Origin of the sequence: Halorientalis sp., assembly GCF_028275115.1 — an archaeon.
Classification (GTDB): Archaea; Halobacteriota; Halobacteria; order Halobacteriales; family Haloarculaceae; genus Halorientalis.
In genome coordinates this window covers 107716-130766 of record NZ_JAQCNH010000055.1, presented here as the reverse complement: position 1 = coordinate 130766, position 23051 = coordinate 107716, and the positions used below count along the sequence as shown (strand labels likewise).

The window sequence follows — 23051 nt, the reverse complement described above, 5'->3', positions numbered from 1 at the left end:
CCATGGTCGGTCGCAGACGCGCTATCGCAGCTACTGGCGTCACAGCCTTCGCCGGCTGTCTCGGCATTGGTGACTCGACCCTGACTCGGTCGTCGCCCGACGGTGACTTCGCTGTCTCCCGTGTTCGCGGGACCCGTCCCTCTGCCTGTCGAGTCGAGCACGCCATCGGCGACCGATTCACCGCCGCCAACACCGCACAATTCGTCGTCCTGACAGACGGCCAGCAGGGTGGCGGTTGGGCCGTCTGGGCTGGCGGGGAACTGGCCTGCCAACCGTCTCCGGCCGAACCAGGCGACGATATCCTCGTCGGTGCGCCGACCAACGTGGCCCGGTTCCGAATCCGCTGGCGTGGTCCCGGCGATGCAAAAAGACGACCGCGAGCGTCGACGCCGAAACCGTCTCACCCGAGCGTCCCGAGGACGGCCAAGACTGTACCGGCGTACAGACGCGGGATTAGCTACCGTGGAGCGTGACGTCTTCGATTTCGACCGGGTCGTGCGGCTCGTCCTGCCCGTCCGTCGACACGTTGCCGATCTCCTCGACGACGTCCATGCCGTCCGCGACTTCGCCGAAGACGGCGTGTTTGTCGTCCAGGTGGGGCTGGGCGTCCAGCGTGATGAAAAACTGTGAGCCGTTCGTGTTGGGGCCGCTGTTTGCCATCGAGAGCTTGCCGGGGCCGTCGTGGCGCAGTTCCTCGTGGAACTCGTCGTCGAACTGGTAGCCGGGACCGCCGCGGCCGGTGCCGGTCGGGTCTCCGCCTTGGATCATGAAGTCCTCGATGATCCGATGGAAGGTGACCCCCTCGTACAGCGAGTCGCCGCGGACCTCACCGCTTTCGGGGTCCTCCCAAGTGGTCGTCCCGGGCGCGGGGTCGTCGTCGGCCGCAGGGTCGTGTTTCGCCAGGGTGACGAAGTTCTCGACGGTCTTCGGTGCACGCTCGTCGAACAGATCGATCTCGATGTCGCCGTGGTTCGTATGCAGCGTCACCGCCATGTCGCTCATAGTTTTTCTTCCGCTCGGTCGGGTGAAAAGTCTGGTGCTAGTCGCCGACGGTCGCGGACACACCTGCCTCGTCGAAGCTAAGCTCGACCAGCCCGAACGGCGTCCCGCCCCGAACTTTTGTGACCGCCAGACAGGTCTTGACCGACCGGTCGACCACGTCCATCCGCACGTCCCACACCTGATCGGCCCGGGCCAGCGTCATGTCCCGCCGGAGGACCGACGGCGTGTTCTCGTGACAGTGAAACAGCCCGACGCTGTCGGTCATCCGGAGCGCCCGCTTACAGGTGTCCAGAAAATCGGTGTACCGATGTCGGTCGCCCTGTTCCAGCTCAGTCGTCGGATCGACGACCAACAGCGAGTTGGCTTCCAGTCCACCCAGGAACTCCTCGGGCGCGCCGAGCGCGTCGTCGCCGTCGACGGAGCGGACGTCGACGTCTAGTGCCGCTTTCTCGACGGGCACGGCCGTCGTCAGCGCGTCGGCGACCTCCTCCGCCGGCCGGAGCGCCGAGAGGTATCGCGTCGAGTTCGCGGCCGCCATCGCGTACAGGAGCGGTTCGCTCTGTGCGCGCGGGAGCGCCGATACCGCGACGAGACTCCCCGCCGGGACACCGCCACCGAGACCCCTGTCGAGCAGGTCGACACCCGTCGAGAGCCGGCCACTCGGCGTCGTATCGTCACTCATTGTCCGACCGAAGCGGTTGGGACCAATAAGCCTACCGCACCCCCACGTTTTTATTTCGTCGGGTTCGCGCCCCCGGCGCGAATCGCTCCTCGGAAAAAGCTGGGGCAAAAACTGGCGCGAGCGGCGTCGCCGCCCGCGAGAACCGGCGCGCTCCGCGCGCCGGATACTCGTCCACACCGCTGCCCACCTATTTGACACCGCCTCCACACCCGCACGACACAGACAGTACGTGTTTTATGTGCCTGCCCGCAACGGTTTCGACATGAGCAATCGAGAGGCCGACGCATCCGGGTCTGCGGGATGGCTGACGCCGGAGAAGACGATTTTCAGCATCTGTGCCGCTCTCGCACTCCCGGTCGTCTACTTCCTGACCGAGCGCCTGGGGACGATCACTTACCCCGCGACCTTCGCGACACTGGCCATCGTGTTCATGCCACCCTTCGTCTACCGGAGCTACTGGCCGGATAGCTACGACATGCCTCGCGCCGCCGGCTGGGGGGCGGTCGCCGGAACCGTCGTCGCCGGCCAACTCCTCGCCATTATTTTCCTCTCGGTCCCGGTTCTCGGCGGCGACGGGGCCGTGCTGCTGGCGTTCGCGGCGGTCGTCGCCGCCGACTACGCCGTCGCCCGATTCGTAATCGGGAGCCGGTGACGGGGGTCAGAACGCCCGGAGGTCGTCCAGCACCGCTTCGGCGTCGCCGCTTTCGATGACCTCTCGCGCGGCTTCGAGTCCGTCTTCGAGGCTGTCCACGTCTTCGCGGGCGTACATCCGCAGGGCGGCGTTGACTGCAACTGCGTCGGCGAACTGGTCGTCGCGGTCACCTGTGAGGACCGCTTCGGTGATCGCGGCCGACTCGTCCGCGATGTCCTCGACTTCCAGGTCCTCGCCGCTGAAGTCCATGCCGTAGTTTGCAGTTTCGATCTCGAAGTCCGAGAGCTCCTCACCGTCGGACCACTCCGCGACGACGGTCGACCCCGGCCGAATGTCGTCGTACCCCTCCTGGCCCTGGAACATCAGCACGCGGGACACGTCCTGTGCCTGGGCCTGCCGGAAGGTGTCGACGATTTTCTCCGCGAAGGCCAGGTGGTAGAAACTGCCCAGATGCACGTCGGCATCGGCCGGGTTGGCAAGCGTCTCGACGGTGTTGACGAACGAGCGCACACCCATCATATCCCGACGATCCCAGAGGTCCTCGATGCCAGGGTTGAACGCGGGCTGGTAGTAGTAGCCGAAACCGGCCTCGTCGACCATCGCTGCGCTCTCCGTGGGGTCGAGTTCCGTGCGAACGCCGAGTTCGTCCAGCACGTGCTTGTACGCGTCGAGCTTCTGGGTCGGCACGCGGTCGCCGGAGTGGACGACGACTGGCGTACCGGCCGCGGCCGCGACGACACCCGCGGCGACGCCGAGGATGGCCGTCGAGTGTTTGCCGTCGTAGTTGGCCCCGCAGTCGACGGGGTCGGCGTCGGGTGGAGCCACCACGACGGATTCCTCGCGCATCACGTCGGTGTAGGCGGCCAGTTCCTCCGGACTGTTGCGCTTCCAGCGGTTGGCCAGCCAGAACGCCCCCAGCGTCGTGGGGTCGGGCTCGCCGGCAAGGATTCGCTGGAACGCCTCCCGTGCTTGGTCACGGCCCATGTCCTCGGCGGACTTGTGACCGGACCCGACGACCTCGGTCATCAACCGTTTGAGCGGCCATTCACCGAACTGCTGACTCGCTTGTGCCATAATCGACTATCGGCACGCCAGCGCGAAATAGTTCACGAAGCCGGCGCTGTCGATTCGTTCGAAAATCGGGACCGACGCTCCGCAACCGGACAGTAACTCCTCACTCCTCGGTCGCTCGTCTCTCGATCATCCCGAGCCCGACCCAGGAGATGACGGGCTCGCCGTCCTGGTTGTAGCCGGTCAACCGGCTGTCGACCTCCCCGACACCGGGACGGTCGCCATCGCGCTTCTCGACGACTTCGTACTCGACTGAGAGTTCGTCGCCCGGTCGAACCGGACGGATCCACCGGAGTTCGTCGACGCCGCGGGCACCCTGTGAGGCCCACTCGGCGTTCTCCATGGTCTCGACCAGCAGCCGCATACAGACGGCCGCGGTGTGCCAGCCGCTCGCGGCGAGGCCGCCGAACATCGTGTCTTCGGCGGCCTCGGGGTCCGTGTGAAACTCCTGAGGGTCGTACTGCTTTGCGAACTCGAGAATCTCGTCCTCGGTGACCTCGTAGCTGCCGTGTTCCTGCGTGTCGCCGACCGCGATGTCCTCGTAGTACGTGGGCATTGGCGAGGCGAGTATCGCCGGCAACTTAGCGGTTTCGCGCCCCAGAAGCGACACCGTTACACTGTACAGGTCCTAACAACCGTCAATGAGTCTCCAGTCGGGTGACTGGCGGTCGGAGCTGGACGACGTGGACGCGGCACTCGTCGACGGCTACCAGAGCGGCTTTCCGGTGGCGGAACGCCCCTTCGCGGTCGTCGGCGACGACCTGGGAATCGACGCAGCCGATGCGCTGACCCGTGTTCGAGACCTCCGCGAGGCCGGTCTGTTCCGTCGGTTCGGCCCCGTTCTCAACCCACCGGTAATCGGTTCGTCTACGCTTGCGGCCGTCGCGGCCCCGGAGGACCGCTTCGACGAGGTGGCCGAGGTAATCAACGACCATCGACAGGTCAACCACAACTACCGCCGCGAACACGAGTGGAACATGTGGTTCGTCGTCACCGCCGGCTCCCGGGAGAAACGTGACGCGATCATCGACGATATCGAGTCCAAGACGGGCCTGAGCGTCCTCGTCCTCCCGATGCTGACGGACTACTACATCGACCTGGAGTTTCCGGTGGTCAACGGGGACCGGTTCGCGCGTGAGTCGATCAGCGAGACCGACGCCTCCGCGACACGGATCAGCGAGGACGCCGCCGCGAACCTCTCGGCGGTCGACCGCCGACTCCTGCTCGAAATTCAGGACGGCTTTCCGCTCACAGAGACGCCCTACCGGGACGTGGCGGCGGCCGTCGACGCGTCGGTCGACGACGTGCTCGACAGCGTCGTGACGCTGCGGGAAGACGGCTGTATCAAACGCATCGGTTGTGTCGTCAACCACGTCACGACGGGATTCGACAACAACTGCATGGTCGTCTGGAACGTGCCCGACGACGAACTCGACGCGTGGGGTGAGACCGTCGGCGCGCTGCCGTACGTCACGCTCTGTTATCACCGCCCGCGCCGCCCGGGGCAGGACTGGCAGTACAATCTCTTTACGATGATTCACGGCCGTGAAACCGAAGCCGTCGACACGAAAATCGACGAACTCGCTGGCGAGTACCTTCCCGTCGAGCACGAACGGCTCTACTCCACGGAGACACTGAAACAGACCGGCGCGCGGTACGACGAAATCGTCGGCGAGTAGCACAGCCGTGAACGAACTGGACGACCCCTTCTCGTCCACGTCCGTGGGACGCCGAGTGGGGACACGACGGCGTCGTCGCCGGGTCGGGGTGCCACGTCGCAGTGGGCCGCTGTTGGTGGGTTATCACCGGGGTTGACGCTTTTCCGGGCCGAAACTCCCGGAAGTCTTATGATTCTGTTAGGGTATAGCTGCTAGCGATTAAATGAGCACAGGTGACCTCCACACCGTGTTGGTGGTGGACGACGAACCGGACGTGGCCGACGCGTACACTGCGCAGTTGGAACAGGAGTACCACGTCAGGACGGCCTACAGCGGTGCGGAGGCACTCACAGCACTCGGACCGGACGTGGAAGTCGTGTTGCTCGACAGACGGATGCCGGACGTGTCGGGCGACGACGTACTCGAAGAGCTCCGTGACCGCGACCTCGACTGCCGCGTCGCGATGGTGACGGCGGTCGACCCCGACTTCGACATCATCGAGATGGCGTTCGACGATTACGTCATCAAGCCAGTCTCGCGCGAGGACCTGTTCGACACTATCGAGCGACTGCTCGTCTGTGCCGAGTACGAAGAGAAACTCCAGCACTACTACTCGCTGACCTCGAAGTACGCCACGCTTCTGGCAAACAAGAGCAACACCGAACTGGAAAACAGCGACGAGTTCCACGACCTCCGCGACGAACGCAACCACGTCCGGCAGGACTTGGAAGACACAGTCGCTCGATTCGACGACGAGGCGTTCGCGACGGTGTTCCGTGAACTCCACGACAACTCCCGCCCCGTCACCGAAGAGTGACACGGCCGACGAGCACACACCTGCCGGGTCAGCACCGAAGAACTCGGCCCGGATTTCGTGTTTCGTTCGTTACTGTATTCGATAATTGAAGACGGTTCGTTCGCCAATCCACGTTACAGAACGCTCCCGACCCCCGCATCTGGTTTTCAAGTCTGAATACCAGGCGGAAACTTTTTTTATGCCGTTCGTCAACTTCCACAGTGAGTGGATAGGTTTGGGCGAAACAACAGTCCTCATCGTCGACGACGAATCAGCCGTTACGGATGTCTACGCGGCTCACCTGCAGGACGAGTACGACGTCCGGACGGCGTATGGTGGATCGGAGGCGGTCGAGGAACTCGACGACGACGTCGACGCCGTGTTGCTCGACCGCAGAATGCCGGGGATGTCGGGAGACGAAGTTCTCGCACACATCCGTGAGCAGGGGTACGACTGCCGCGTCGCGATGGTGACGGCGGTCGACCCCGACTTCGACATTCTGGATATGGGTTTCGACGAGTACGTCGTCAAGCCAGTTTCGCGGGACGACCTCTACGACACGGTCGAACAGCTCCTGACGTACTCGACGTACGACGATACGTTCCAGGAGTACTTCTCACTGGTCTCGAAGCGCGCGGCGCTCGAAACCTCGAAGAGTCGGTCCGCGCTCGAAACCAGCGAGGAGTACCAGGCGCTGACCAACGAGATCGAGGAACTCGAGGGGAACCTCGACGACGCCGTCGGCGACCTCGAAGACGACGAGTTCGGCGCGCTCTTCCGGATGCCGGAACCCGACCTCGACTCGATGGACTCGACGTCACAGCCGTAACGGGCCCTACACATGGCCTGGCAACACTCACCGCCCGCACTCCTCTATGTGGGTCTCGCCGTAGTCGTTGCCGGACTCAGTGTGTGGGTGTACCGTAACCGGCGGCGCTCCGGCACGAAGCCGTTGGTCGGCTTGACCGCCGCCACGTCGCTGTGGGCGCTTTTTGCCGGCCTACAACTCACACAAACCGGTCTGTTCGGTCGGCGCGTGTTTGCCAACGCCACGTACCTCGCTATCGCGGTCGTCCCGGTTTTGTTTCTGTACTTCGCTGAATCGTACTCCGGCCACGAGACGCCGCTGACCGGATTCGGACCGGCACCGCTTCTGTTCCTCCCGGCTATCACGCAGGTCGTCGTCTGGACGAACCCGTTCCATCACCTGATGTGGGAGCAGTCTCGGTTGTTTCAGGCCAGTACGGCCGCGGTGCCGCCAGTGCTCACGGGGTCGTGGTTCCTCGTCCACACGGTCTCCTCCTACGCGCTGCTCGTCGTCGGATCGTCCCTCCTCGTCCGGATGCTTCTCGTCTCTGACACCCTCTACCGTGGGCAGGCAGTCGCGGTCCTCGTGGGCACGTTCACACCCTGGGTCGTCAACGCGTCCTATCTCGGCGGGGTCGTTTCCTTCCCGTTCGACCCGACGCTGGCCGCCTTCTCGATCACTGCGGCGGCGTTCGTCGTTGCCATCTACCGCCACCGCCTGCTAGAGATGGTGCCGGCGGCCCGCGAGGTCGCGCGAGACGAACTGATGAACAATCTCGTCGAGGCCGTGTTCATTCTCGACGACGACAAACGGATCATCGACTACAACAGCCGCGCGGCGCGACTCGCGGGCGACGACGACTCGCTGCGCGGCGACCCCGTCGTGGAGGTGTGTCCGAACCTGCACGACGTTCTGGCACAGGCGGAGAGCGTCGGGCCGGAGACCGAGGCCATCGGTACGGAGCTGGCGCTCCGACGCGATGGGAAACTCCGGCATTACGACGTACAGGTGACGGCGCTGCGGCGCGCCGGCGGCCTGTTGACGGGCCATCTCGTCAGCCTCCGGGACGTGACCGATCAGCGCCAGCGCGAACAGCGCCTGAACGTGCTCAACCGCGCGCTTCGGCACGATCTGCGCAACGAGGCCAACGTCGTACTGGGGTACGCGGAACTTGGCAAGCAGAACAATCCCGAGGCCGAGTGGGTCGACGCCATCGAGAGCCACGTCTCGGGGCTGATCGACCTGAGCGAAAAGGCTCGCCAACTCGAACAGGCGCTGGACAGTGAGCACGTCGCCTCCCGCCGGCTCGACGCGGTCGAGGTAATCGAGACCGTCGTCGACGACTTCGAGGCCGAACGGCCGGACGTGAGCATCGAGACCGACATCCCGGAGACCGCGCACGTCTCTGCTATCGAGTTCTTCGCCGACGCCGTGGGCAACGCCGTGGAGAACGCCATCGAACACAACGACAACCCAGAACCGCTCATCGAGGTTGCCGTCTCTGCGTGGGCCGACGACGACGAGTTTGCCATCGAAGTCGTCGACAACGGCCCGGGAATCCACGAGGAGGAGCGTGCCGTCCTGTTGCGCGGCCGGGAGACGCAGCTCAATCACATCAGCGGTCTCGGGCTCTGGATTATCAACTGGATCGTCACCGAGTCCGGCGGCACCGTCCAGTTCGAGGAGAACGACCCGCGAGGCTCCGTCGTGACGATTCGAGTGCCGATAGCCAGTGGCGAACCGGGCGAGCACGACCTGGACGACGGCGTCCGCGACACGGCTGGCGGTGACGACGCTGACGCGGACTCCGGAGTCGGACCGCAGGCACGGGACGCCCGCCGTTGAGGGCGCGCGGACGTCGTCTGTCGTCGTCCACCACCTGACTGGCGACGGACTGGCCCGTTCGATGTCCCGATAACCGTCCAGTCACGGCCCGCTGTCACGTCTCGTCAGTACCGCTTCGGTGGCTCCCGGTTTGGCTCGCACAAACGGTCGTCTTCGAAAGCCCTAACGACGGTTCAGTCCCAAACCACTCCTGATGAGTCAGCAACTGCCGGATGTCCAGGCGACCAGTCCGGATGTATCCGTCGGACTGAATCGCGTCGGAGTTACCGGTGTCGAGAAACTCGTGAAACTCGGCCGGACCGACGAACGCCCGATCGTGTTGATGGCCGAATTCGAAGTGTTCGTCGACCTGCCGTCCTGGCGAAAGGGTGCTGACATGTCCCGGAACATGGAGGTCGTCGACGAGACGCTCGAAGCCGCGGTCGCTCAGGAGGTCCACCGCGTCGAGGATGTCTGCGGTGACGCCGCAGAACGACTGATCGACAAACACGACTACACCACTAAAGCGGAGGTGAAGATGGAGGCCGAGTTCGTCACTCGCGAGCGAACCCCAGAGTCCGACCGCCCGACACAGTCGACGGCCGACATCATCGCCTCCGCGACCGCTACCGAGGACGGCACCCGTGAGGAGATCGGTGCTCGTGTCACCGGCATGACCGTCTGCCCGTGTTCGCAGGGCATGAGTACCTCCCGGGCCCGTGAGACCCTGCGTGGACTCGACGTGGAAGACGAGGTCATCGACGAGTTCCTCGAAGAGGTGCCCCAGGCGGGTCACTCACAGCGCGGGCACGCGACCCTGACCGTCGAGAGCGAGGGGGCACCCGAGGCCGACCTCAACGACATCATTCGAATCGCCCGCGACTCGATGAGCGCCCGCATCTACAACCTCGCCAAGCGCCCCGACGAGGACTACATGACCTACGAGTCTCACAAGGACGCCAAGTTCGTCGAGGACTGCGTCCGGGCGATGGCCGAGGGCGTGGTCCAGACGTTCCCCGACCTGCCCGACGACGCCATCGTGACGATGAAACAGTCAAACGACGAGTCCATCCACCAGCACAACGCACACGCCGAGCGAGTGGCGGAGCACGAGACGCTGAAAGCCGAAGTGAACGGCAAGGACTGACACAGCAACAGCAGCCGCGGGCCGCGATGAACGGGGTCTTTCCCTGGCGGAGACGGGACCGATCGCTAGTTCACGGCCTTCTTTCGAGTCGTCCGCACAGGAGTAACCTTCTTATCAGTCCTCGAATTGCACTGTTGCATGGGGGTTATCTGTCCGTCGTGTGAGAACGAGGTCTCGAACACATACGGCTGTCGGGACTGCGGGGGGACGTTCTGTGTCGACTGTCGACTGCCGGACGACCACGAGTGTGCGGCCACGGTCGAGGCCGATGGCGGAACGAGAACGGCCGGTGACCCGTGGGATCTCTCGGTGACGGTCCCGGCCGGACCGCGGATTACGGCGTTCGTTCCGGCCTGGCGCGTGCTTCCCTGGTGGGTGTACGTGTTGCTCGCGGTCGTGTTGTTCCCGCTCACGACGGTAATCCTGGCCCAGCAGGTGTACCACGAGCGAGTGACCGCCAGCGAATACGCGTGGCGACCCAGTCGCGTCTACTACGTGCCGCTACTGGTTTTCACCATCGCGCTGCTGATGTCGCGTCCGTCGCTTCCCGGAATAAACACTCACTGGGTCGTCATGGCCGTATTCGGGTACTTCTGGGGACTACCGGCGACGGTCATCTACGCCGTGCAGCGACGCGGCCGCTGAGTCACAGCGTAAGCGGGTCGGCCTCCTCCCACCGCGGGTCGAACTCCGAGCGGACGTTGGCGGCGAACTCCCGGTCTTTCAGGTCGATCACGGCGAAGGTCTCCTCGGCGTTGAGCGGGTGCGGCACCTCGATACAGACCTCGGCGTTGTCGATCAACTCGAACGTGCCCGACACGTTGTGCGAGGTGCGGACGGAGAACTGCTCGTGACGGGCCAGGTGTGACCGATAACGCTCGCCAACGCTCTCGGGCAGTTCGCTGACCAGTTCCGGGCGCATCAACAGCGAGACGTTGACGCCCCGGTCCAACGCGTTACCGAGTTCCTCGACGATCAGGTCGCCAACGGTGTCCATGTCGAACTGCTGGGAGGAACTCGAGGCGACCATGATGATGCGCTCGTCGGCGGCCGCGAGCCGTTCGACCAGCAGGTCGACGGTCTCGTCGGGACCGACCGCCGCGGTCCAGAACGTCTCCTCGACGGGTTCGGCACTCTCGAGTTCGCCGACGAGTTCGTCGACGATGCCCTCGTACTGCTGGGCTTTCTCCTCGAGTTCGCGCTTCTTGTCCTCGAGGAGCCGGTCCAGCGCCGTCTGCGGCTCGACGGCGACGTACTTTTTCGGTCGACTCGCGCTCTGACTGCGGACGAGATTGTAGGTCTCGATGCTGTTCAGAACGTCGTAGATCCGGCCCATCGGCACGTCGCTGACACGGGACAACTCTTTGGCCGTTGTGGGCCCCGTCTTCAGCAGCGCGCGGTAGGCGCGCGCCTCGTACTCCGACAACCCGAGGTCTCTCAAGCTTGCCATTGCAAAGCGGTCGGCTGCCGGGAATATAAACGCATCGCAGGTTTACCACAGTGGTTTTTATGAACCGGTGGCGAGTTCAGCGAGGCCGTCCGGCGTTTCCGCGGTGCCGGTCACCTCGCCGTCGTCGACGACTTCGGCCGTGCCGTTGAGTCCGTCCGCACCCGGCACGACGACGGCTTCGTGGTCTGCGACGCGGAGCGCGGCCCGGTGGAGGTCGCTCCCCGCGGGCGCGCCGACCCGGAAGACACGGAGCGACTGGAGCCGTGAGGCGACCGTCGCGTAACTCGCCACCTCGACGCCCATTCGCTCGGCCGCACCGGCGAAGGCCGCAGTCGCCTCGCGGGCCCGCTCGTGATAGCGGTCTTGGCCCGTGAGCGCCGCCAAATCGATCAGCGCGTCTGCGAATTCGATGTTCGTGTCCAGCGGATAGAGTGGTTCGCCGAGCAGTCCCGGACCGCTGGCAGCACCGTCGCGGAACGCGCCACCGTCGGCCTGACGTTCGGTCAGTGTGTACTCTGCCACCGCCGTGGCCTCGTCACCGTACTCTCCGGTGACCTGCCAGGCCGTCGTCAACCCGTGCAAGACGCCGGCCTGGTCGGCGAGCAGCCCCGACTCGCCGGTTGCCTCGTCGGTGCGGTAGTGGGTCACCTCGCCGTCTTCGACCAGGCCGTCGAGGACGGACTCGAGTGCCCGCTCGGCGTACCGACGGGCCGGTTCGTCGCCCGTGTACGCGTGGAGCGCGAACAGGGCACCCGCGGCCATACCGTTGCGACCCGCTAACACGGTCTCGTCGACGTTCGGCGGGTCGGCGTCCTCGCGGTCGGTCGGACTCATGCGGTAGTAGTCGTCGTCACCGGCCTGACTGGCGGCGAACGCCTCGCCCGTCCACAGGTCCGTGGTGAGAAACTCGACGGTTGTCTCGGCCGTTTCCCGATAGGACTCCTCGCCGGTGTAGCGGTAAGCGCGGGCGAACGCCCGGACCAGCGCCGCGTTCTCGTCGAGCAGTTTCTCGCGGTGCGGGTCGCTCCAGTCTCGCCCCGTGGCGAAACGGTAGAAGCCGCCGTCGTATGTGTCGAGCAGGTGGGTCTGGATCGCCTCCAGCGTCCGGGTGGCCTGGTCGCGGGCTCTGACGAGCGCGAACTCCACCGTTCGGGGGAGCGGAAACTTCGCGTCCGACCCCCAGCCGCCGAACTCGTCGTCGAAGGCCCCCAGCAGCTGTTCGACCATGTGTTCCTCGATACGGGCACGGACCTCGCCGCTCGGGGGCGTCCCGTCCCGGAGCGCACGCGGGACGCGGCCGGCGTCCTCGCCCTTGCCGTCCCAGGTGCGTCGCACGGAGTCCAGAATCTCCCGGAAGCCGTCGACTCCGAGGTATCCCGCACCGGTCAGGATGTCGCCGTCGGGCGTGCAGAACACCGTCGATGGGAACCCGCCCATGTTGTAGCGTTCGCGGACCCGCGGGTGCCGGTCGACGTTCACTCGGACCGGCACGAAACCGTCGTTGATGTTGGCCGCGATGCGTGGTTCGGTGTACGTGGTCGCGTCCATCTCGTGACAGTGAGCACACCAGGGGGCCGACAGCGAGAGCAGAATGGGCTTTTTGGCCCGGTCTGCGACGTCGAAGGCGTCCTGGCCCCACTCGCGCCACTCGACGTTGGTACGCGCCGCGGAGTCGTCCATATCACCCGGTAGCGGTCCCCGAACAAGTATCCTGCGCCCCGGGTCCAGGTCCGAAACCGGAAATCCGGCCGGAAGCGGTTCTATTTTGAGTGCCGGTCCGCTACTGACCGACATGCTCCGTATCATCGGGCTCCTCCTGCTCATCCCGCTACTGGACATCGTGTTGCTGGTAGCGATCGCGGGCTGGATCGGCCCCCTCTACACCGTAGCGCTGGTCGTTCTCACCGCGCTGATCGGGATGCTCTTGGTCCGCGCCGAGGGTCGTCACACCCTCCAGAGGATACAGGGAAAACTCGCACAGGGCGAACCGCCGACCGACGAACTCATCGACGGCGGGTTGCTGCTGATCTCGGGTGCAATGCTGCTGACGCCTGGGGTCGTCACCGACCTTGTGGGGTTAGTGCTGGTCGTGCCGTTCACCCGGTACCCCGTGCGTCTGGCGACAAAACGATGGGTGGTCACGCCATACGTCGACGCCAAGACCAGGGGTTTCGCCACTGGTAACGTGTACGTCGGCGGCTTCCCAGGCGGAGAGGGACAGGGCCAGAGCCAACCCGGCCAAGGCTCCCGGGACACCTACGAGGTGGATAGCGAGTCCTACGACGTGGACGACGACTCGAACTAACGGGCGTGACCCCCCGCTACTCTCCCGGTGAAGAGAAACGCTTAACAGAGGCAGGACGGAACGTACATTCGCGCTCACCTGGGCCAATAGCTCAGTCAGGTTGAGCGCTCGGCTGATAACCGGGAGGTCACCGGTTCAAATCCGGTTTGGCCCACCTTCGCTTCGGACACTCCACAACGACCAGACGACGGTGTGTCCGTCGTCTGTCGTCCGTCGAATCCGCTACCGTTTCGACTGTCCACCGGAAGCCAACGTCCAGTCCCTCAGAACGCGAACGACCGACAGAGCGTCCGGTCGAAACGAACTACACCCAGTCGGTGAGCACGCAGACAGAGGATGTGCCACACCGCGACGAGAGGTGAAACCCCGTGCCGGCGAGTGCGCGTAGAGCAACAGCAGTACACCGTCCGGGCCGACGGAACGTGAGCTCCGGTCCAGCGTAGCTTGTGGGTCCACCACCCGGGACTGTCGGCTCGTCTGTCACGGTGCGTCGACTCCAGCAACGGCCACCTGGCCGCCGGGGCGTAACTGCGCCGAACCGTGGCCGATGAAGATGTATACTCGAGGAGCATAACTGTGATGCCGCTGTGCAGTGGTTCAGCCGGGTGAGCAATCCAGGTCAGTAGCCCTCACTCACCGGCGTTCGGTATGGGAGTGATTATAGTGTCTGACGTGCATACTACACATACTAATGGACACAGCGAGAATCATATTTGGAGCGCACCTGTTTATCGGTGCAATTTTTGTGCTGTTCGGTGTGTTTGCTGGCGTAAACGGTAATCCAATACAGTTCGTCATACTCTCGGGCATCGCCGTTATGATCGGGTTTCTTGGACAGTATGCGGGTCGAGCCGCGGCGAGACGGTAGAGCAAACAGAGGAATGGCTAAGACGATAGAGGTCTAGAGACCGGAATACGGCAGAAATTCTATGAGTGGATTCAATCCAGAAGATCGAGCCCCGATGGCGGTCGCGGTCACCGTCGTGATACTGGCCAATATTATCGGCTATACCCTCGGTGTAGTCATCTTCGTGAGCATTCTTGCCGCTCCGTTGGCCGTCGGTGCGTTCCTCGTGTGCCGATACCTGCTCTACGGTCGTGCGTTGCCGGACGCGCTTGCCAACAAGTCATGACGCAGTCGGTCACGCTATCAGTCAGCATCAGCGACACCGTCACAGCAGCACGTATTCCCACGGCGGTGCAGTCCAAACTCGCGGTCAGCGACGGTGACACTATCGCGCTCAATCGTGGCGTCAACGACGGCACCGTCGCAGTCGTACGGGGAGACGAGTCCGTCCAGACGGGGCAAATAGTGGTCTCGCCCGACACGGCAAACCAGCTTGGCCTGTCCGGTGGCGAGTCGGTGGCGGTCACTGCCGCCGACACAGCGACAGCCACCGCGGTGACGGTCGCCCCGGTGCCGCGACTGGCTATCCGTAGTGGCGAGCAGTTGGTTCGGGACTCACTGCTCGGTCGTCCGATATCTATCGGCAACACAGTATCAATCTCACTGTTCGATGGGGCACTCGACGTCCCTCTCCGAATCGTCTCGACGAACCCGTCCGGGCCGGTGGTTATGCGCGAGAGCACAGATGTCGTCATCGAGGACGGGCCGGCTCCGCTGCAGGGCGCCGATACGGAAACCCCACTCCCCTCGACGGCGGTCGGCGGATACACGTCGACCATCGATTCGCTCCGCACGACCATGGAGGCCCTGGTGAGCTACCAATCGAAGAGTGGGGACGTGCCTGACCGTCGCGCAGGGATCGTTCTCTCCGGAACACACGGCGTCGGGAAGACACATCTGCTCCGTCACGCGGCCTGGCAGACGAATACGAGCATCTCGCGGGTCGGGCCACAGAAGCTCATCGACGGCGGCGTCGACAGTGTCGCCGACGCGCTCCGCTCGGCGGGCACCACTGCACAGGAAAGTGGGCAGGGCATCGTCCACCTCGACAAACTGGACACCGTTATCTCGGAAACCGACGAGGCGATCGCCGCAGCCCTGCGTGACTGGGTCGATCAGCTCCGCTCGGCAACCAGCGTGACAATCGTCGCCGAAGTCACAGACGAGTCCACGCTACCGGTCGACCTGACCGGTGGTGACCGTCTCTCCAAGAGTATCTCCGTTCCGGAGCCCACCCAAGCCGACAGGGCTGAGATACTCACGACCCTCGCGGTGGGAACTGATGTGGACGACACGGTCGACTTCTCGACGCTCGGGCAACGCGCGTTTGGCTACGTCGCGGCGGACCTCGTTACACTGTGGCTGACTGCAGTGGAGCATGCCGCGACGGGCATGAACGGCTCCGGGCCCGTCACGGTGACGCGGGCAGATCTGCACGCGGCTCTGGAGTCCACTGAACCGGCTGGAATGGGCGGCGTGTCACACCAGATTCCAGACGTGTCCTTCGACGATATCGGTGGGTTAGGCGAGGCCAAACGGGCGCTCCGCCGGACTGTCGAGTGGCCACTCACCAGGCCGGAGCTATTCGAGGCGGTCGATATCGACGCTCCGACCGGGCTGTTACTGTACGGGCCGCCAGGAACCGGAAAGACGCTGCTCGCCCGTGCCGTCGCCTCGACGAGTGACGCCAACTTCATTCCGGTCGACGGGCCGGAGATTATGGACCGGTACGTCGGTGAAAGCGAACGTGCTGTTCGGCAGCTGTTCGACCGAGCGCGTGCGAACGCGCCGACTGTCATGTTCTTCGACGAAATAGACGCCATCGGGACGACGCGGTCGTCAGACGAGACGTCGCAGGCGGCCGAACGCGTCGTTTCGCAGCTACTTACCGAACTCGACGGCGTCAAAGGAAAGGACGGGGTTATTGTGATCGGGGCTACCAATCGTCCCGACCTGCTCGATGACGCCTTGCTTCGACCGGGGCGGTTCGACCGAACTGTCAGTATCGGAATGCCAGACCGACAAGCCCGAGAGGAGATATTCCGTGTCCACACCGCCTCACACGCGCTCGACGACGCCCACAGGCGAGAGCTAGCCGAGCGGACCGACGGCTACACCGGGAGCGACATCGCTGCAGTCGTCCGGGAGGCGGGACTGTTGGCAGTGGAAGAAGCGGTGGAGGCGTCGCCGAGAGGCTCGGTGGACCGTGCCGAGATTCAGGTTACCCCGGACCACTTCGGACGGGCTCTCAAGCAGGTCGAACCGTCACTCACACCGGCGGCTCGCCGCCGCCACGAGTCGCTGGATCGGTCCGAGTAGTGTCGAGAACGCCCCGCCGAAGGGGGGCTACAATTACTCCAGTGTCCGCTCCCGGTGAAGCGTGAGCACTGACAGGATAACGCCGGTGAGGCCAACACCTTCGATGGCGAGTACGATCCAGAATGCGGGTCTGAACTCCAGCCCGAACGACTGAATCAGCGGTAGCGCGAACAGACCGAAGACAGCCACGGCTGCGGAGACGACGAGTCCGCCGAGCGATTGGTAGTTCAGTGACTTCGGGACATCGCCTGCCTCACTCATGATAGTACACTCTCTGGGGGGGCCGCGACAGCAATAAAAAACACGTCGTTCTATGTGATTAGTCGGCGGTTGCTTCTTCAGCCGATGGCGTCGGCGCGGAGTCGCCGCCCATGATGGCGCGGCTCCGAAGCAGAATGAAGCCGAACCCGATCTTGGCGAACAGGTCGAGCACCATGAAGATGAGCGTTTCGCCGAACAGACCGACGAGGCCGAACCCTTCGGTGCCGACGAGCCACGCGACGGGGTAGATTGCCCACGAAACCAGGATGATGTTCCGGAGCGTACTGAACGTCGATTGCGTGTCCGCGCCGGCATCCGACGCCGCCTCACCGACCACGACGACCAAGTAGTACAGCACGAACAGCATCGCGATGGTGCTGATGGTCCAGAAGGCGTAGCGTGCGACGGGAATCTTCATCAGCGCCGCAGCCAGCCCCGTGACGATCATGAACGCGTCGATGCCGACCAGCGTTGCCATGTCACGGTTGCTCGCTCCTGCGAGGAGACCGATGTCAAGCAACAGTAACGGCGTTGTGAACAGCCAGTCTGCGTACCTGGCCCAGTAGATATCCAACACCTGTCCGTTCACCAGTTCGACTTCTGTCAGGCCGAACCCGAAGAACATCGACAGGTACGACGCAGCTGCGATACCTGCGATGAGGATCGTGATGACGAAAAACTCCTCCTGTTCGGGGTCCTGAACGTCCCAGCCTTTGGCCATGAAGTAGACCATACCCAACAACATTCCAACCGTTCCGAGGGCCAGCCAGATGCCCTCTCCCTCGACGCCGAGGCTCGATACCTGCAGCAGTGATTGTACCATATTACATACTACGGTATGTGCCGATTACATATAATCAGGCACCCAAACTAGTGTGGCATGCACCGTTGAGTGTGGGGTACCCAGGGGGATTCGGTGCCACGAGCGGTCGTGACAGTAGCTTGGGCAGACGAGCCTGCTGGGGTGGTGTCGCCTGCGAGGCTGGTTCAACGTCGACTCACTCCCGAAGCCAGTGCGACGGTCAAAACGCCTCGAACGCGTTCACGGTACCAATAGATTGAATCAGCAGAGTCTCATATAGTGTGATATGGGACAGGAAGAGGAAACTATCGAGTCGGAAACCGAGGAGCAAAGTGCCGAGACGACAGAAAGCGAGAGCGACGCAGTTCTCGACGTCGATGCCGCCACCGAGACGGACTCCGTCGAAGAGCTTCGCGAAACGGTTCAAGAACAACAGGAGCAAATCGCCGAACTGAACGATCTGTTGCTCGACCTCTCGACGCGGGTCGCCGATGGGAACTCGATGGGCGTCTGTCCGGACTGTCACGGTGCGGTCGTCAAACTCAACCCGTGGTTCCGCTCGGCCAAAATAAAGTGCACAGACTGCGAGCGCGTCTTTCACGAGTATTGAACTGAACTGTGTCCGCGAGTTATTGCGCCCGCTCGTGAGTTCATACCAACCAGCAGACGCAGTCCAGGAGCCACCCCTGTGCGCAAAACGCCGGCCACGATTCGTTTACTGACTGTCCTGACGGCCTGATCATAGACTCCCACGAGACCATCCACGAGGTTCGCAAGCGGTGCAAAGAGGCACGGGCCACTGCCCGTCTCGTCCGTCCGGTCGTCCCTACCTACAACGATGAGAACGCTCGTTACCGGGACACCGCTCGGCGGGTCTCGGGCATCCGGGACGCAGACGCGGTGGTCGAGGTGTTCGACGAACACGTACGGCCCGCAGCCGATGACAGCGGGACGCTCTCCAGCGATACACTCGACAGCGTCCGGGAGACACTGGTGTCGCGTCGCGAGGAGATGGCGGACAGACAGCGTCTCGAACGACGACTCGGAAACGTTCGCGCCGACCTGGTCGAGAGCCGCGAGCGAACGGCGGCACTGACGGTCGAAGTGACGGGCCACGAGGTCGTCGCCGGCGGGTTACGGAAATCGTACAAGCAGGCGCGAAACCGGATGCAGGAGGCCTACGCGGACCCCGAGTTCGAGCGCTTCCACGAGTGGCGCAAACGGATCGAGTATCATCGCTACCACTCGCGGTTCCTTCGGAGTATCTGGACCGGTCCGATGAAGGCCCCCCGAGCGGAGCTGAAGGAGCTCTCGGACGTCATCGGATACGAGAACGACCTCGCAGAGTTCGGCCTGATAATGCACGACGAGGACCTGTTCGGCATCGACCACCGGAAACCACTCCCCGAGCACACCGTCGACGAGCTGTTGAACATGCGATCGCTGGCGCCGGACGGCAGGTACACCCGTCCGTACTGGTTCGAGACGCGCCGGAAGTCCCCGCGCGTGTGCTTCGGTCACACGGTCCTCTCGGAACCACTGGCAACCGACCGTACAGTCGGACTCGATACCGGTTGTGTCCACGGCCGGCAGCTCACCGCATACGACTACCGGGAGTTACGCTTCGTCGCGTTCTCTCGGACCACTACCTACGAAGAACGGAGTTCCGGCTCCATCGTGACCCCCCGAAGACGGCTACTTTTTCAGTCGCTGTAACGAAAGACGGGTCCCCAGTTTCACTGCCCTGCGGCGTTGCCGGCGGCCACGGTAGTGGACTTCGATGAAAGCTGAGCGTTCGGGCGTGGACTTTATTTTGGTGCCGACAGATATAGGTTCAATATGGGTTCGCTCGAACAAATCGGAAAGGCAGCAGGCGTCATCGTCTTTCCGATTGCGGTCATCATCGCTGTGACCGCGGTCGCTGGACGGAGAGCCGGAGCCCTCGCCGTGTTTGCGCTTTTTGGACTCGTCGGAATCGCACTCCTGTTGGCCGGTGCCGGTCGTATCCGGGCGTGGCTCCGACTCCGTGGGTCGTCGGCGGCCGGCCCTGACAGGGTCGACCCCGGCCCGACCGAGGTTGCGGGAACCGCACGTCCGCTCGAAGAAACCGTCGAACCACCGCGAGCCGACGATGAGACAGAGAGTCTCGTCTACGAACACATCGTCAAAAAAAAGCGACGTGAAACAGACGAGGACGGAACCAGGGAATACTGGGAGGCGACGACGAACGACACGGTGACCGTGCCGTTCGTCGTCGAGGGTGGGAACGATGCCGTCGTCGTCGACCCCGCGGGCGCCGACCTCCTGCTGGAGGATTCGTTCTCCGAGCGTGATTCGGCCCGCCGGGAGTACGTGCGGCGTCTCGACCCCGGCGAAGCGGTTTACGTCGCCGGCGAGGCTGTCCACACCACCGAGGTCGACGGCAACACAGACGGTCGACAGTACGTTATCAAGCGCCCCGAAACGCGCGTCCCGGAGCTGTTGCGGCGAGTGTACGACCAGCCGTTCGTTCTCTCTGACTCCTCGGAGGACGACGCCGAGAGACGACTGCTCTGGAACGGGGTGAAAGCGTCCGGTTTGGCACTCTTTTACAACGCCATCTACGTCGGGCTTCTCGTCGCGCTCCTCGGCGGTTTCTGACGACCGTCGCCGTCGACCGGGGCTCGCCACCTCCGCACCGCTCGCTGGCACGCGGGATGACAGCATCCGGTCGCACTTCGGGCCCGATTACAGTCCGAGTGTCACGTGGGTTCGGCGTGGACCCACGTCGAAATCGAGTCGCTACGGTTGCTCGGCTTCGGCGCCGTGCTCCCCGAGGTCGGGCAGCCGAATCCGGACCGTCGTTCCCGCTTCACTCTCGAACGAGAGCTCACCGCCGAGCGCGCTGACCTCCCATTTGAGCTGCTAGAGGCCGAGTCCCCGGCGACGTCTGAGGGCCGTTTCGGTGCCGGCTGCCAGTGACACGTCGTCACCGTACCTGTACAGTGCCGCGCATCGACGAGTGGACCGTGCAGATGTAGTACGCCAGGTCGGCAGCTAGCGCCTCTGTCACGGTAAACGCGACATCGCCGCCGTTGTCGACCCAGTCCACGTCTCGGTCGTTCTCGTACCGCCCCTCGGCGTCCTGTGAGAGCAGCGGGGTATCGTCGCTCGCCCGGAGCGCGAACGGGTGGAGGGACCCGCCGTTGTTCTCGACTACGTATCGGACCCCCGTCTCGAACGTCATCGTCGGATTCTCGGTCTCGGTTTCGGCCACCCGCCCGCTCTCGTCTTCGGTGACCTCCCAGGCGCTGAACCCGACGTTGTCGATAGTCATGGAGACCGTCTCCGTCGGCGTCAGCGGCTCCGCCGGCGTCGCCGTCTCGGTCTCGGTTGGTGTTTCGGTCTCGGTCTCGGTCGGGGTCTCCGTTTCCGTCGGTGTGTCCGTCTCCGTCTCGGTTTCGGTCGGTGTCTGCGCTTCTGTCTGCGTTGGCGTTTCCGTTTGTCGCTCCGTCGTCGATGTAGCGGCTGTCCCCGTCGGCGTGTCGGCGTCACTGGGGGGCTCATCTTCGGTTCCCTCCTGGTCCGTTCCCGTACACCCCGCGAGAGCACCCACGAGTGCCAGTCCAGCCGCTCCGAGGACTCGCCGTCGATTTCTGTTCACGCCGGCACTAAGAGGTCCTGACACATAACACCGTCTGGCCACCAGGCCGGGAAGATTACGTCTTCCGCCTGTGTGTGCCGGCTCGGTACACGCCGTTGGCGTGGGAGTGGTGCGGCCCCGTTTCCGAGACACGACACGGAGCGGTGACTCCTCCGCGTCCTGAAGAACGCGGCTTCCCGAACTGCACCGCTGTCGGGTGTGTCCCGGAGCATACGCGACTCACTCCCGCCCTGTCCTCCGAGAGACGCGGTCTCTCGTGATCACGAAAATCCGCGGTTCCGACTGGTCGGAACACTCATTCCTCGCGTGGAGGGTGGAATTCTCTCGCTGTATCAAGATAGTTTTTCGTGCCCGGCCCCCCTCTGCCGAGTGCGATGATCGTCGTCCACGCAACGTTCCCTATCGACCCCGAGTATCGCGAGGAAGCACTGGCCCAAATCGAAGACCTGACCCAACCGTCCCGCGCAGAGGACGGGATGCTCGACTACCGGGCGGCCACCGACGTAGAGGACCCGAACGTCGTCCGGTTCGTCGAACGCTACGAAGACGACCAGGCGCTCGCGGCCCACACGCAGACCGACCACTTCGGTGAGTTCGAGGCAGCCCTCTCGGACTGGCTTGCCGGTGAACCCGAGATTCTCCGGTTCGAGGTCGACGCGATGAGCGAACTGGAACTCTGAACAGGCGCTAACGTCCCCCGTCGCTTACGAACGGAGCCTCGTCTCCGGGCGACAGTGTGACCGTCCCGAGGCTGGCCGACGGCGTCGACGACCGGAGTGTCGCGACGGTGGAACTGACGGCTGGGTCGGTCGAGACTCCGGACTGGCCCGACACGGTTGGGACCGGCGGGGACTCGTCAGGGTCGCCCGGGATCGGGACAGTTCCGACCTGGCCGACCACGGGGGCAGTGCCGACACACAACTATTCTAACCCCGGAGCACCTCACCCCGCGCATGGCCGACATTGAGGTCACGCGCGAGGACGACTACGCGACGGTGACGATCAGCAACCCCGACCGGAAAAACGCTATCAGCGCCGAGGCCTGCGAGGAGATGGCCGCCGAACTCCGCTCGCTGGAACACGACGCCGGGGTTCGCGCGGTCGTCGTTCAGGGGGAGGGCGACGCTTTCTGCTCGGGTATCGACCTCTCCGGTGGGATGGACGGCAAAGCCGTCGTCGAGGAACTCGAAACCGGGCTGAACGCCATCGCGGCCGGACTTCTGCGGATGGAGAAACCCACCATCGCCGTCGTTCGTGGTGTCGCAGTCGGCGCGGGGGCGTCGCTGGCGACGGCCTGTGACTTCGTCTACGCCCGCGACGACGCCGTCTTCGGCTGGGGCTTCACCGATATCGGCCTCGCGCCCGACACCGGGGCGACGTACGTCCTGCCACGACTCGTCGGCGTCCGCCGGGCGTTAGACCTCCTGATCACCGCGCGTCGCATCGATGCTCAAGAGGCCGTCGATATGGGCATCGCCACGGAGTCTTTCGACGCCGACGAGTTCGAGGATATGGTGGCCGAACGCATCGCAACCCTCGCATCACGGCCGACGCTGGCGGTGGGGGAGACAAAGCGCCTGGTCCAGCGCGCGACCCACCGCTCGATGGAGGAGGCCCTCCGCGCGGAGGCCCGCGCCCAGGGTCGAATCTTCGAGACCGAGGACTTCGCCGAGGGCGTCGGCGCGTTCTTCGAGGGCCGGGACCCCGAGTTTCAGGGACGCTGA

Annotated in this window: 25 protein-coding genes and 1 tRNA gene; 17 read left to right on the top strand and 9 right to left on the bottom strand. The window is 64.1% G+C overall.

Annotated elements, in window-relative coordinates; translation table 11 throughout:
• Window positions 1–2: 2 nt before the first annotated feature.
• A complete protein-coding gene (locus tag Q0964_RS08770; protein ID WP_299266092.1) occupies window positions 3–473 on the top strand; it encodes a hypothetical protein in 471 nt (156 codons plus the stop codon).
• Here the strand turns inward: Q0964_RS08770 and Q0964_RS08765 are convergent.
• Both Q0964_RS08765 and Q0964_RS08760 read right to left on the bottom strand, forming a co-directional pair.
• Window positions 454–1002 (bottom strand): peptidylprolyl isomerase, encoded by a 549-nt coding sequence (locus tag Q0964_RS08765; RefSeq protein ID WP_299266088.1) that lies wholly within the window; start codon window positions 1000–1002, stop codon window positions 454–456. The two genes, Q0964_RS08770 and Q0964_RS08765, sit on opposite strands and share 20 nt — an antisense overlap.
• 37 nt (window positions 1003–1039) lie before the next feature.
• The gene (locus tag Q0964_RS08760) at window positions 1040–1684 is read right to left on the bottom strand and encodes an RAD55 family ATPase (protein ID WP_299266086.1); all 645 of its coding nucleotides are present in this window, start codon (window positions 1682–1684) and stop codon (window positions 1040–1042) included.
• A gap of 262 nt (window positions 1685–1946) precedes the next feature.
• Between Q0964_RS08760 and Q0964_RS08755 the strand changes: the two genes are divergently transcribed.
• Window positions 1947–2336 (top strand): hypothetical protein, encoded by a 390-nt coding sequence (locus tag Q0964_RS08755; protein WP_299266083.1) that lies wholly within the window; start codon window positions 1947–1949, stop codon window positions 2334–2336.
• Between the two features lie 6 nt (window positions 2337–2342).
• On the opposite strand, the gene Q0964_RS08750 is transcribed toward Q0964_RS08755, so the two are convergent.
• Both Q0964_RS08750 and Q0964_RS08745 read right to left on the bottom strand, forming a co-directional pair.
• The gene (locus Q0964_RS08750; protein ID WP_299266080.1) at window positions 2343–3410 is read right to left on the bottom strand and encodes an anthranilate phosphoribosyltransferase; all 1068 of its coding nucleotides are present in this window, start codon (window positions 3408–3410) and stop codon (window positions 2343–2345) included.
• A 100-nt stretch (window positions 3411–3510) separates the two neighbouring features.
• A complete protein-coding gene (locus Q0964_RS08745; protein ID WP_299266078.1) occupies window positions 3511–3963 on the bottom strand; it encodes a MaoC family dehydratase in 453 nt (150 codons plus the stop codon).
• An 85-nt stretch (window positions 3964–4048) separates the two neighbouring features.
• Between Q0964_RS08745 and ahbB the strand changes: the two genes are divergently transcribed.
• The 6 genes from ahbB (at window position 4049) to Q0964_RS08715 (ending at window position 10285) form a co-directional block, all read left to right on the top strand.
• Window positions 4049–5086 carry a siroheme decarboxylase subunit beta gene (ahbB, locus tag Q0964_RS08740; protein WP_299266075.1) on the top strand — a complete coding sequence of 346 codons (1038 nt, stop codon included), beginning with the start codon at window positions 4049–4051 and terminating at the stop codon, window positions 5084–5086.
• A gap of 202 nt (window positions 5087–5288) precedes the next feature.
• Window positions 5289–5882, top strand: coding sequence for a response regulator (locus Q0964_RS08735; RefSeq protein ID WP_299266073.1), 594 nt, complete (start codon window positions 5289–5291; stop codon window positions 5880–5882).
• 178 nt (window positions 5883–6060) lie between these two features.
• Window positions 6061–6690: a HalX domain-containing protein gene (locus Q0964_RS08730; RefSeq protein ID WP_414652141.1), complete on the top strand. Its 630-nt coding sequence runs from the start codon at window positions 6061–6063 to the stop codon at window positions 6688–6690.
• Window positions 6691–6702: 12 nt separating this feature from the next.
• Window positions 6703–8514 carry a histidine kinase N-terminal 7TM domain-containing protein gene (locus Q0964_RS08725; RefSeq protein WP_299266071.1) on the top strand — a complete coding sequence of 604 codons (1812 nt, stop codon included), beginning with the start codon at window positions 6703–6705 and terminating at the stop codon, window positions 8512–8514.
• 193 nt (window positions 8515–8707) lie between these two features.
• On the top strand, window positions 8708–9640 hold the full coding sequence (gene mptA, locus Q0964_RS08720) for a GTP cyclohydrolase MptA (protein ID WP_299266069.1): 933 nt from the start codon (window positions 8708–8710) through the stop codon (window positions 9638–9640).
• A gap of 138 nt (window positions 9641–9778) precedes the next feature.
• The gene (locus tag Q0964_RS08715) at window positions 9779–10285 is read left to right on the top strand and encodes an AN1-type zinc finger protein (RefSeq protein ID WP_299266065.1); all 507 of its coding nucleotides are present in this window, start codon (window positions 9779–9781) and stop codon (window positions 10283–10285) included.
• A gap of 1 nt (window position 10286) precedes the next feature.
• Here the strand turns inward: Q0964_RS08715 and Q0964_RS08710 are convergent, their stop codons facing one another.
• Both Q0964_RS08710 and Q0964_RS08705 read right to left on the bottom strand, forming a co-directional pair.
• On the bottom strand, window positions 10287–11090 hold the full coding sequence (locus tag Q0964_RS08710; protein ID WP_299266062.1) for a TrmB family transcriptional regulator: 804 nt from the start codon (window positions 11088–11090) through the stop codon (window positions 10287–10289).
• Window positions 11091–11147: 57 nt separating this feature from the next.
• Entirely contained in the window at window positions 11148–12770 is a 1623-nt protein-coding gene (locus Q0964_RS08705; protein ID WP_299266059.1) for a DUF255 domain-containing protein, read from the bottom strand.
• Window positions 12771–12882: 112 nt separating this feature from the next.
• Here Q0964_RS08705 and Q0964_RS08700 point away from each other — a divergent pair, with 112 nt between their 5' ends.
• The 4 genes from Q0964_RS08700 to Q0964_RS08685 all read left to right on the top strand — a co-directional run bounded on the left by Q0964_RS08700 (window position 12883) and on the right by Q0964_RS08685 (window position 16621).
• The gene (locus tag Q0964_RS08700; protein WP_299266056.1) at window positions 12883–13395 is read left to right on the top strand and encodes an FxsA family protein; all 513 of its coding nucleotides are present in this window, start codon (window positions 12883–12885) and stop codon (window positions 13393–13395) included.
• An 80-nt stretch (window positions 13396–13475) separates the two neighbouring features.
• A tRNA-Ile gene (locus Q0964_RS08695) sits at window positions 13476–13549 on the top strand.
• A gap of 808 nt (window positions 13550–14357) precedes the next feature.
• On the top strand, window positions 14358–14528 hold the full coding sequence (locus Q0964_RS08690) for a hypothetical protein (RefSeq protein ID WP_299266053.1): 171 nt from the start codon (window positions 14358–14360) through the stop codon (window positions 14526–14528).
• A complete protein-coding gene (locus Q0964_RS08685) occupies window positions 14525–16621 on the top strand; it encodes an AAA family ATPase (RefSeq protein WP_299266047.1) in 2097 nt (698 codons plus the stop codon). The genes Q0964_RS08690 and Q0964_RS08685 overlap by 4 nt, the downstream gene beginning before the upstream one ends.
• Before the next feature lie 33 nt (window positions 16622–16654).
• Here the strand turns inward: Q0964_RS08685 and Q0964_RS08680 are convergent, their stop codons facing one another.
• On the bottom strand, window positions 16655–16882 hold the full coding sequence (locus Q0964_RS08680) for a hypothetical protein (protein WP_299266044.1): 228 nt from the start codon (window positions 16880–16882) through the stop codon (window positions 16655–16657).
• Window positions 16883–16940: 58 nt separating this feature from the next.
• Entirely contained in the window at window positions 16941–17705 is a 765-nt protein-coding gene (locus Q0964_RS08675; RefSeq protein ID WP_299266041.1) for a bacteriorhodopsin, read from the bottom strand.
• Window positions 17706–17970: 265 nt separating this feature from the next.
• Between Q0964_RS08675 and Q0964_RS08670 the strand changes: the two genes are divergently transcribed.
• The 3 genes from Q0964_RS08670 to Q0964_RS08660 all read left to right on the top strand — a co-directional run bounded on the left by Q0964_RS08670 (window position 17971) and on the right by Q0964_RS08660 (window position 20324).
• A complete protein-coding gene (locus Q0964_RS08670) occupies window positions 17971–18294 on the top strand; it encodes a hypothetical protein (protein ID WP_299266038.1) in 324 nt (107 codons plus the stop codon).
• Between the two features lie 125 nt (window positions 18295–18419).
• Window positions 18420–19400 (top strand): CHAD domain-containing protein, encoded by a 981-nt coding sequence (locus Q0964_RS08665; RefSeq protein ID WP_349254453.1) that lies wholly within the window; start codon window positions 18420–18422, stop codon window positions 19398–19400.
• 123 nt (window positions 19401–19523) lie between these two features.
• Complete coding sequence (locus tag Q0964_RS08660) at window positions 19524–20324, top strand: hypothetical protein (RefSeq protein WP_299266035.1); 801 nt, start codon at window positions 19524–19526, stop codon at window positions 20322–20324.
• Window positions 20325–20652: 328 nt separating this feature from the next.
• Here the strand turns inward: Q0964_RS08660 and Q0964_RS08655 are convergent, their stop codons facing one another.
• Window positions 20653–21327, bottom strand: coding sequence for a cupredoxin domain-containing protein (locus Q0964_RS08655; protein WP_299266033.1), 675 nt, complete (start codon window positions 21325–21327; stop codon window positions 20653–20655).
• 374 nt (window positions 21328–21701) lie between these two features.
• Between Q0964_RS08655 and Q0964_RS08650 the strand changes: the two genes are divergently transcribed.
• The gene (locus Q0964_RS08650; RefSeq protein WP_299266030.1) at window positions 21702–22007 is read left to right on the top strand and encodes a putative quinol monooxygenase; all 306 of its coding nucleotides are present in this window, start codon (window positions 21702–21704) and stop codon (window positions 22005–22007) included.
• Window positions 22008–22280: 273 nt separating this feature from the next.
• Window positions 22281–23051 carry an enoyl-CoA hydratase/isomerase family protein gene (locus tag Q0964_RS08645; RefSeq protein WP_299266027.1) on the top strand — a complete coding sequence of 257 codons (771 nt, stop codon included), beginning with the start codon at window positions 22281–22283 and terminating at the stop codon, window positions 23049–23051.

What these genes read in the sequence shown, in the direction of transcription:
- Q0964_RS08760 (WP_299266086.1), bottom strand. Translation starts at nt 1,684, where the DNA reads ATGAGTGACGATACGACGCCGAGTGGCCGGCTCTCGACGGGTGTCGAC.
- Q0964_RS08765 (WP_299266088.1), bottom strand. Translation starts at nt 1,002, where the DNA reads ATGAGCGACATGGCGGTGACGCTGCATACGAACCACGGCGACATCGAG.
- Q0964_RS08750 (WP_299266080.1), bottom strand. Translation starts at nt 3,410, where the DNA reads ATGGCACAAGCGAGTCAGCAGTTCGGTGAATGGCCGCTCAAACGGTTG.
- Q0964_RS08745 (WP_299266078.1), bottom strand. Translation starts at nt 3,963, where the DNA reads ATGCCCACGTACTACGAGGACATCGCGGTCGGCGACACGCAGGAACAC.
- Q0964_RS08710 (WP_299266062.1), bottom strand. Translation starts at nt 11,090, where the DNA reads ATGGCAAGCTTGAGAGACCTCGGGTTGTCGGAGTACGAGGCGCGCGCC.
- Q0964_RS08670 (WP_299266038.1), top strand. Translation starts at nt 17,971, where the DNA reads ATGGGACAGGAAGAGGAAACTATCGAGTCGGAAACCGAGGAGCAAAGT.
- Q0964_RS08715 (WP_299266065.1), top strand. Translation starts at nt 9,779, where the DNA reads ATGGGGGTTATCTGTCCGTCGTGTGAGAACGAGGTCTCGAACACATAC.
- Q0964_RS08685 (WP_299266047.1), top strand. Translation starts at nt 14,525, where the DNA reads ATGACGCAGTCGGTCACGCTATCAGTCAGCATCAGCGACACCGTCACA.
- Q0964_RS08700 (WP_299266056.1), top strand. Translation starts at nt 12,883, where the DNA reads ATGCTCCGTATCATCGGGCTCCTCCTGCTCATCCCGCTACTGGACATC.
- Q0964_RS08690 (WP_299266053.1), top strand. Translation starts at nt 14,358, where the DNA reads ATGGCGGTCGCGGTCACCGTCGTGATACTGGCCAATATTATCGGCTAT.
- Q0964_RS08645 (WP_299266027.1), top strand. Translation starts at nt 22,281, where the DNA reads ATGGCCGACATTGAGGTCACGCGCGAGGACGACTACGCGACGGTGACG.
- Q0964_RS08725 (WP_299266071.1), top strand. Translation starts at nt 6,703, where the DNA reads ATGGCCTGGCAACACTCACCGCCCGCACTCCTCTATGTGGGTCTCGCC.
- Q0964_RS08770 (WP_299266092.1), top strand. Translation starts at nt 3, where the DNA reads ATGGTCGGTCGCAGACGCGCTATCGCAGCTACTGGCGTCACAGCCTTC.
- ahbB (WP_299266075.1), top strand. Translation starts at nt 4,049, where the DNA reads ATGAGTCTCCAGTCGGGTGACTGGCGGTCGGAGCTGGACGACGTGGAC.
- Q0964_RS08705 (WP_299266059.1), bottom strand. Translation starts at nt 12,770, where the DNA reads ATGGACGACTCCGCGGCGCGTACCAACGTCGAGTGGCGCGAGTGGGGC.
- Q0964_RS08650 (WP_299266030.1), top strand. Translation starts at nt 21,702, where the DNA reads ATGATCGTCGTCCACGCAACGTTCCCTATCGACCCCGAGTATCGCGAG.
- mptA (WP_299266069.1), top strand. Translation starts at nt 8,708, where the DNA reads ATGAGTCAGCAACTGCCGGATGTCCAGGCGACCAGTCCGGATGTATCC.
- Q0964_RS08735 (WP_299266073.1), top strand. Translation starts at nt 5,289, where the DNA reads ATGAGCACAGGTGACCTCCACACCGTGTTGGTGGTGGACGACGAACCG.
- Q0964_RS08730 (WP_414652141.1), top strand. Translation starts at nt 6,061, where the DNA reads ATGCCGTTCGTCAACTTCCACAGTGAGTGGATAGGTTTGGGCGAAACA.
- Q0964_RS08660 (WP_299266035.1), top strand. Translation starts at nt 19,524, where the DNA reads ATGGGTTCGCTCGAACAAATCGGAAAGGCAGCAGGCGTCATCGTCTTT.
- Q0964_RS08675 (WP_299266041.1), bottom strand. Translation starts at nt 17,705, where the DNA reads ATGGTACAATCACTGCTGCAGGTATCGAGCCTCGGCGTCGAGGGAGAG.
- Q0964_RS08755 (WP_299266083.1), top strand. Translation starts at nt 1,947, where the DNA reads ATGAGCAATCGAGAGGCCGACGCATCCGGGTCTGCGGGATGGCTGACG.
- Q0964_RS08680 (WP_299266044.1), bottom strand. Translation starts at nt 16,882, where the DNA reads ATGAGTGAGGCAGGCGATGTCCCGAAGTCACTGAACTACCAATCGCTC.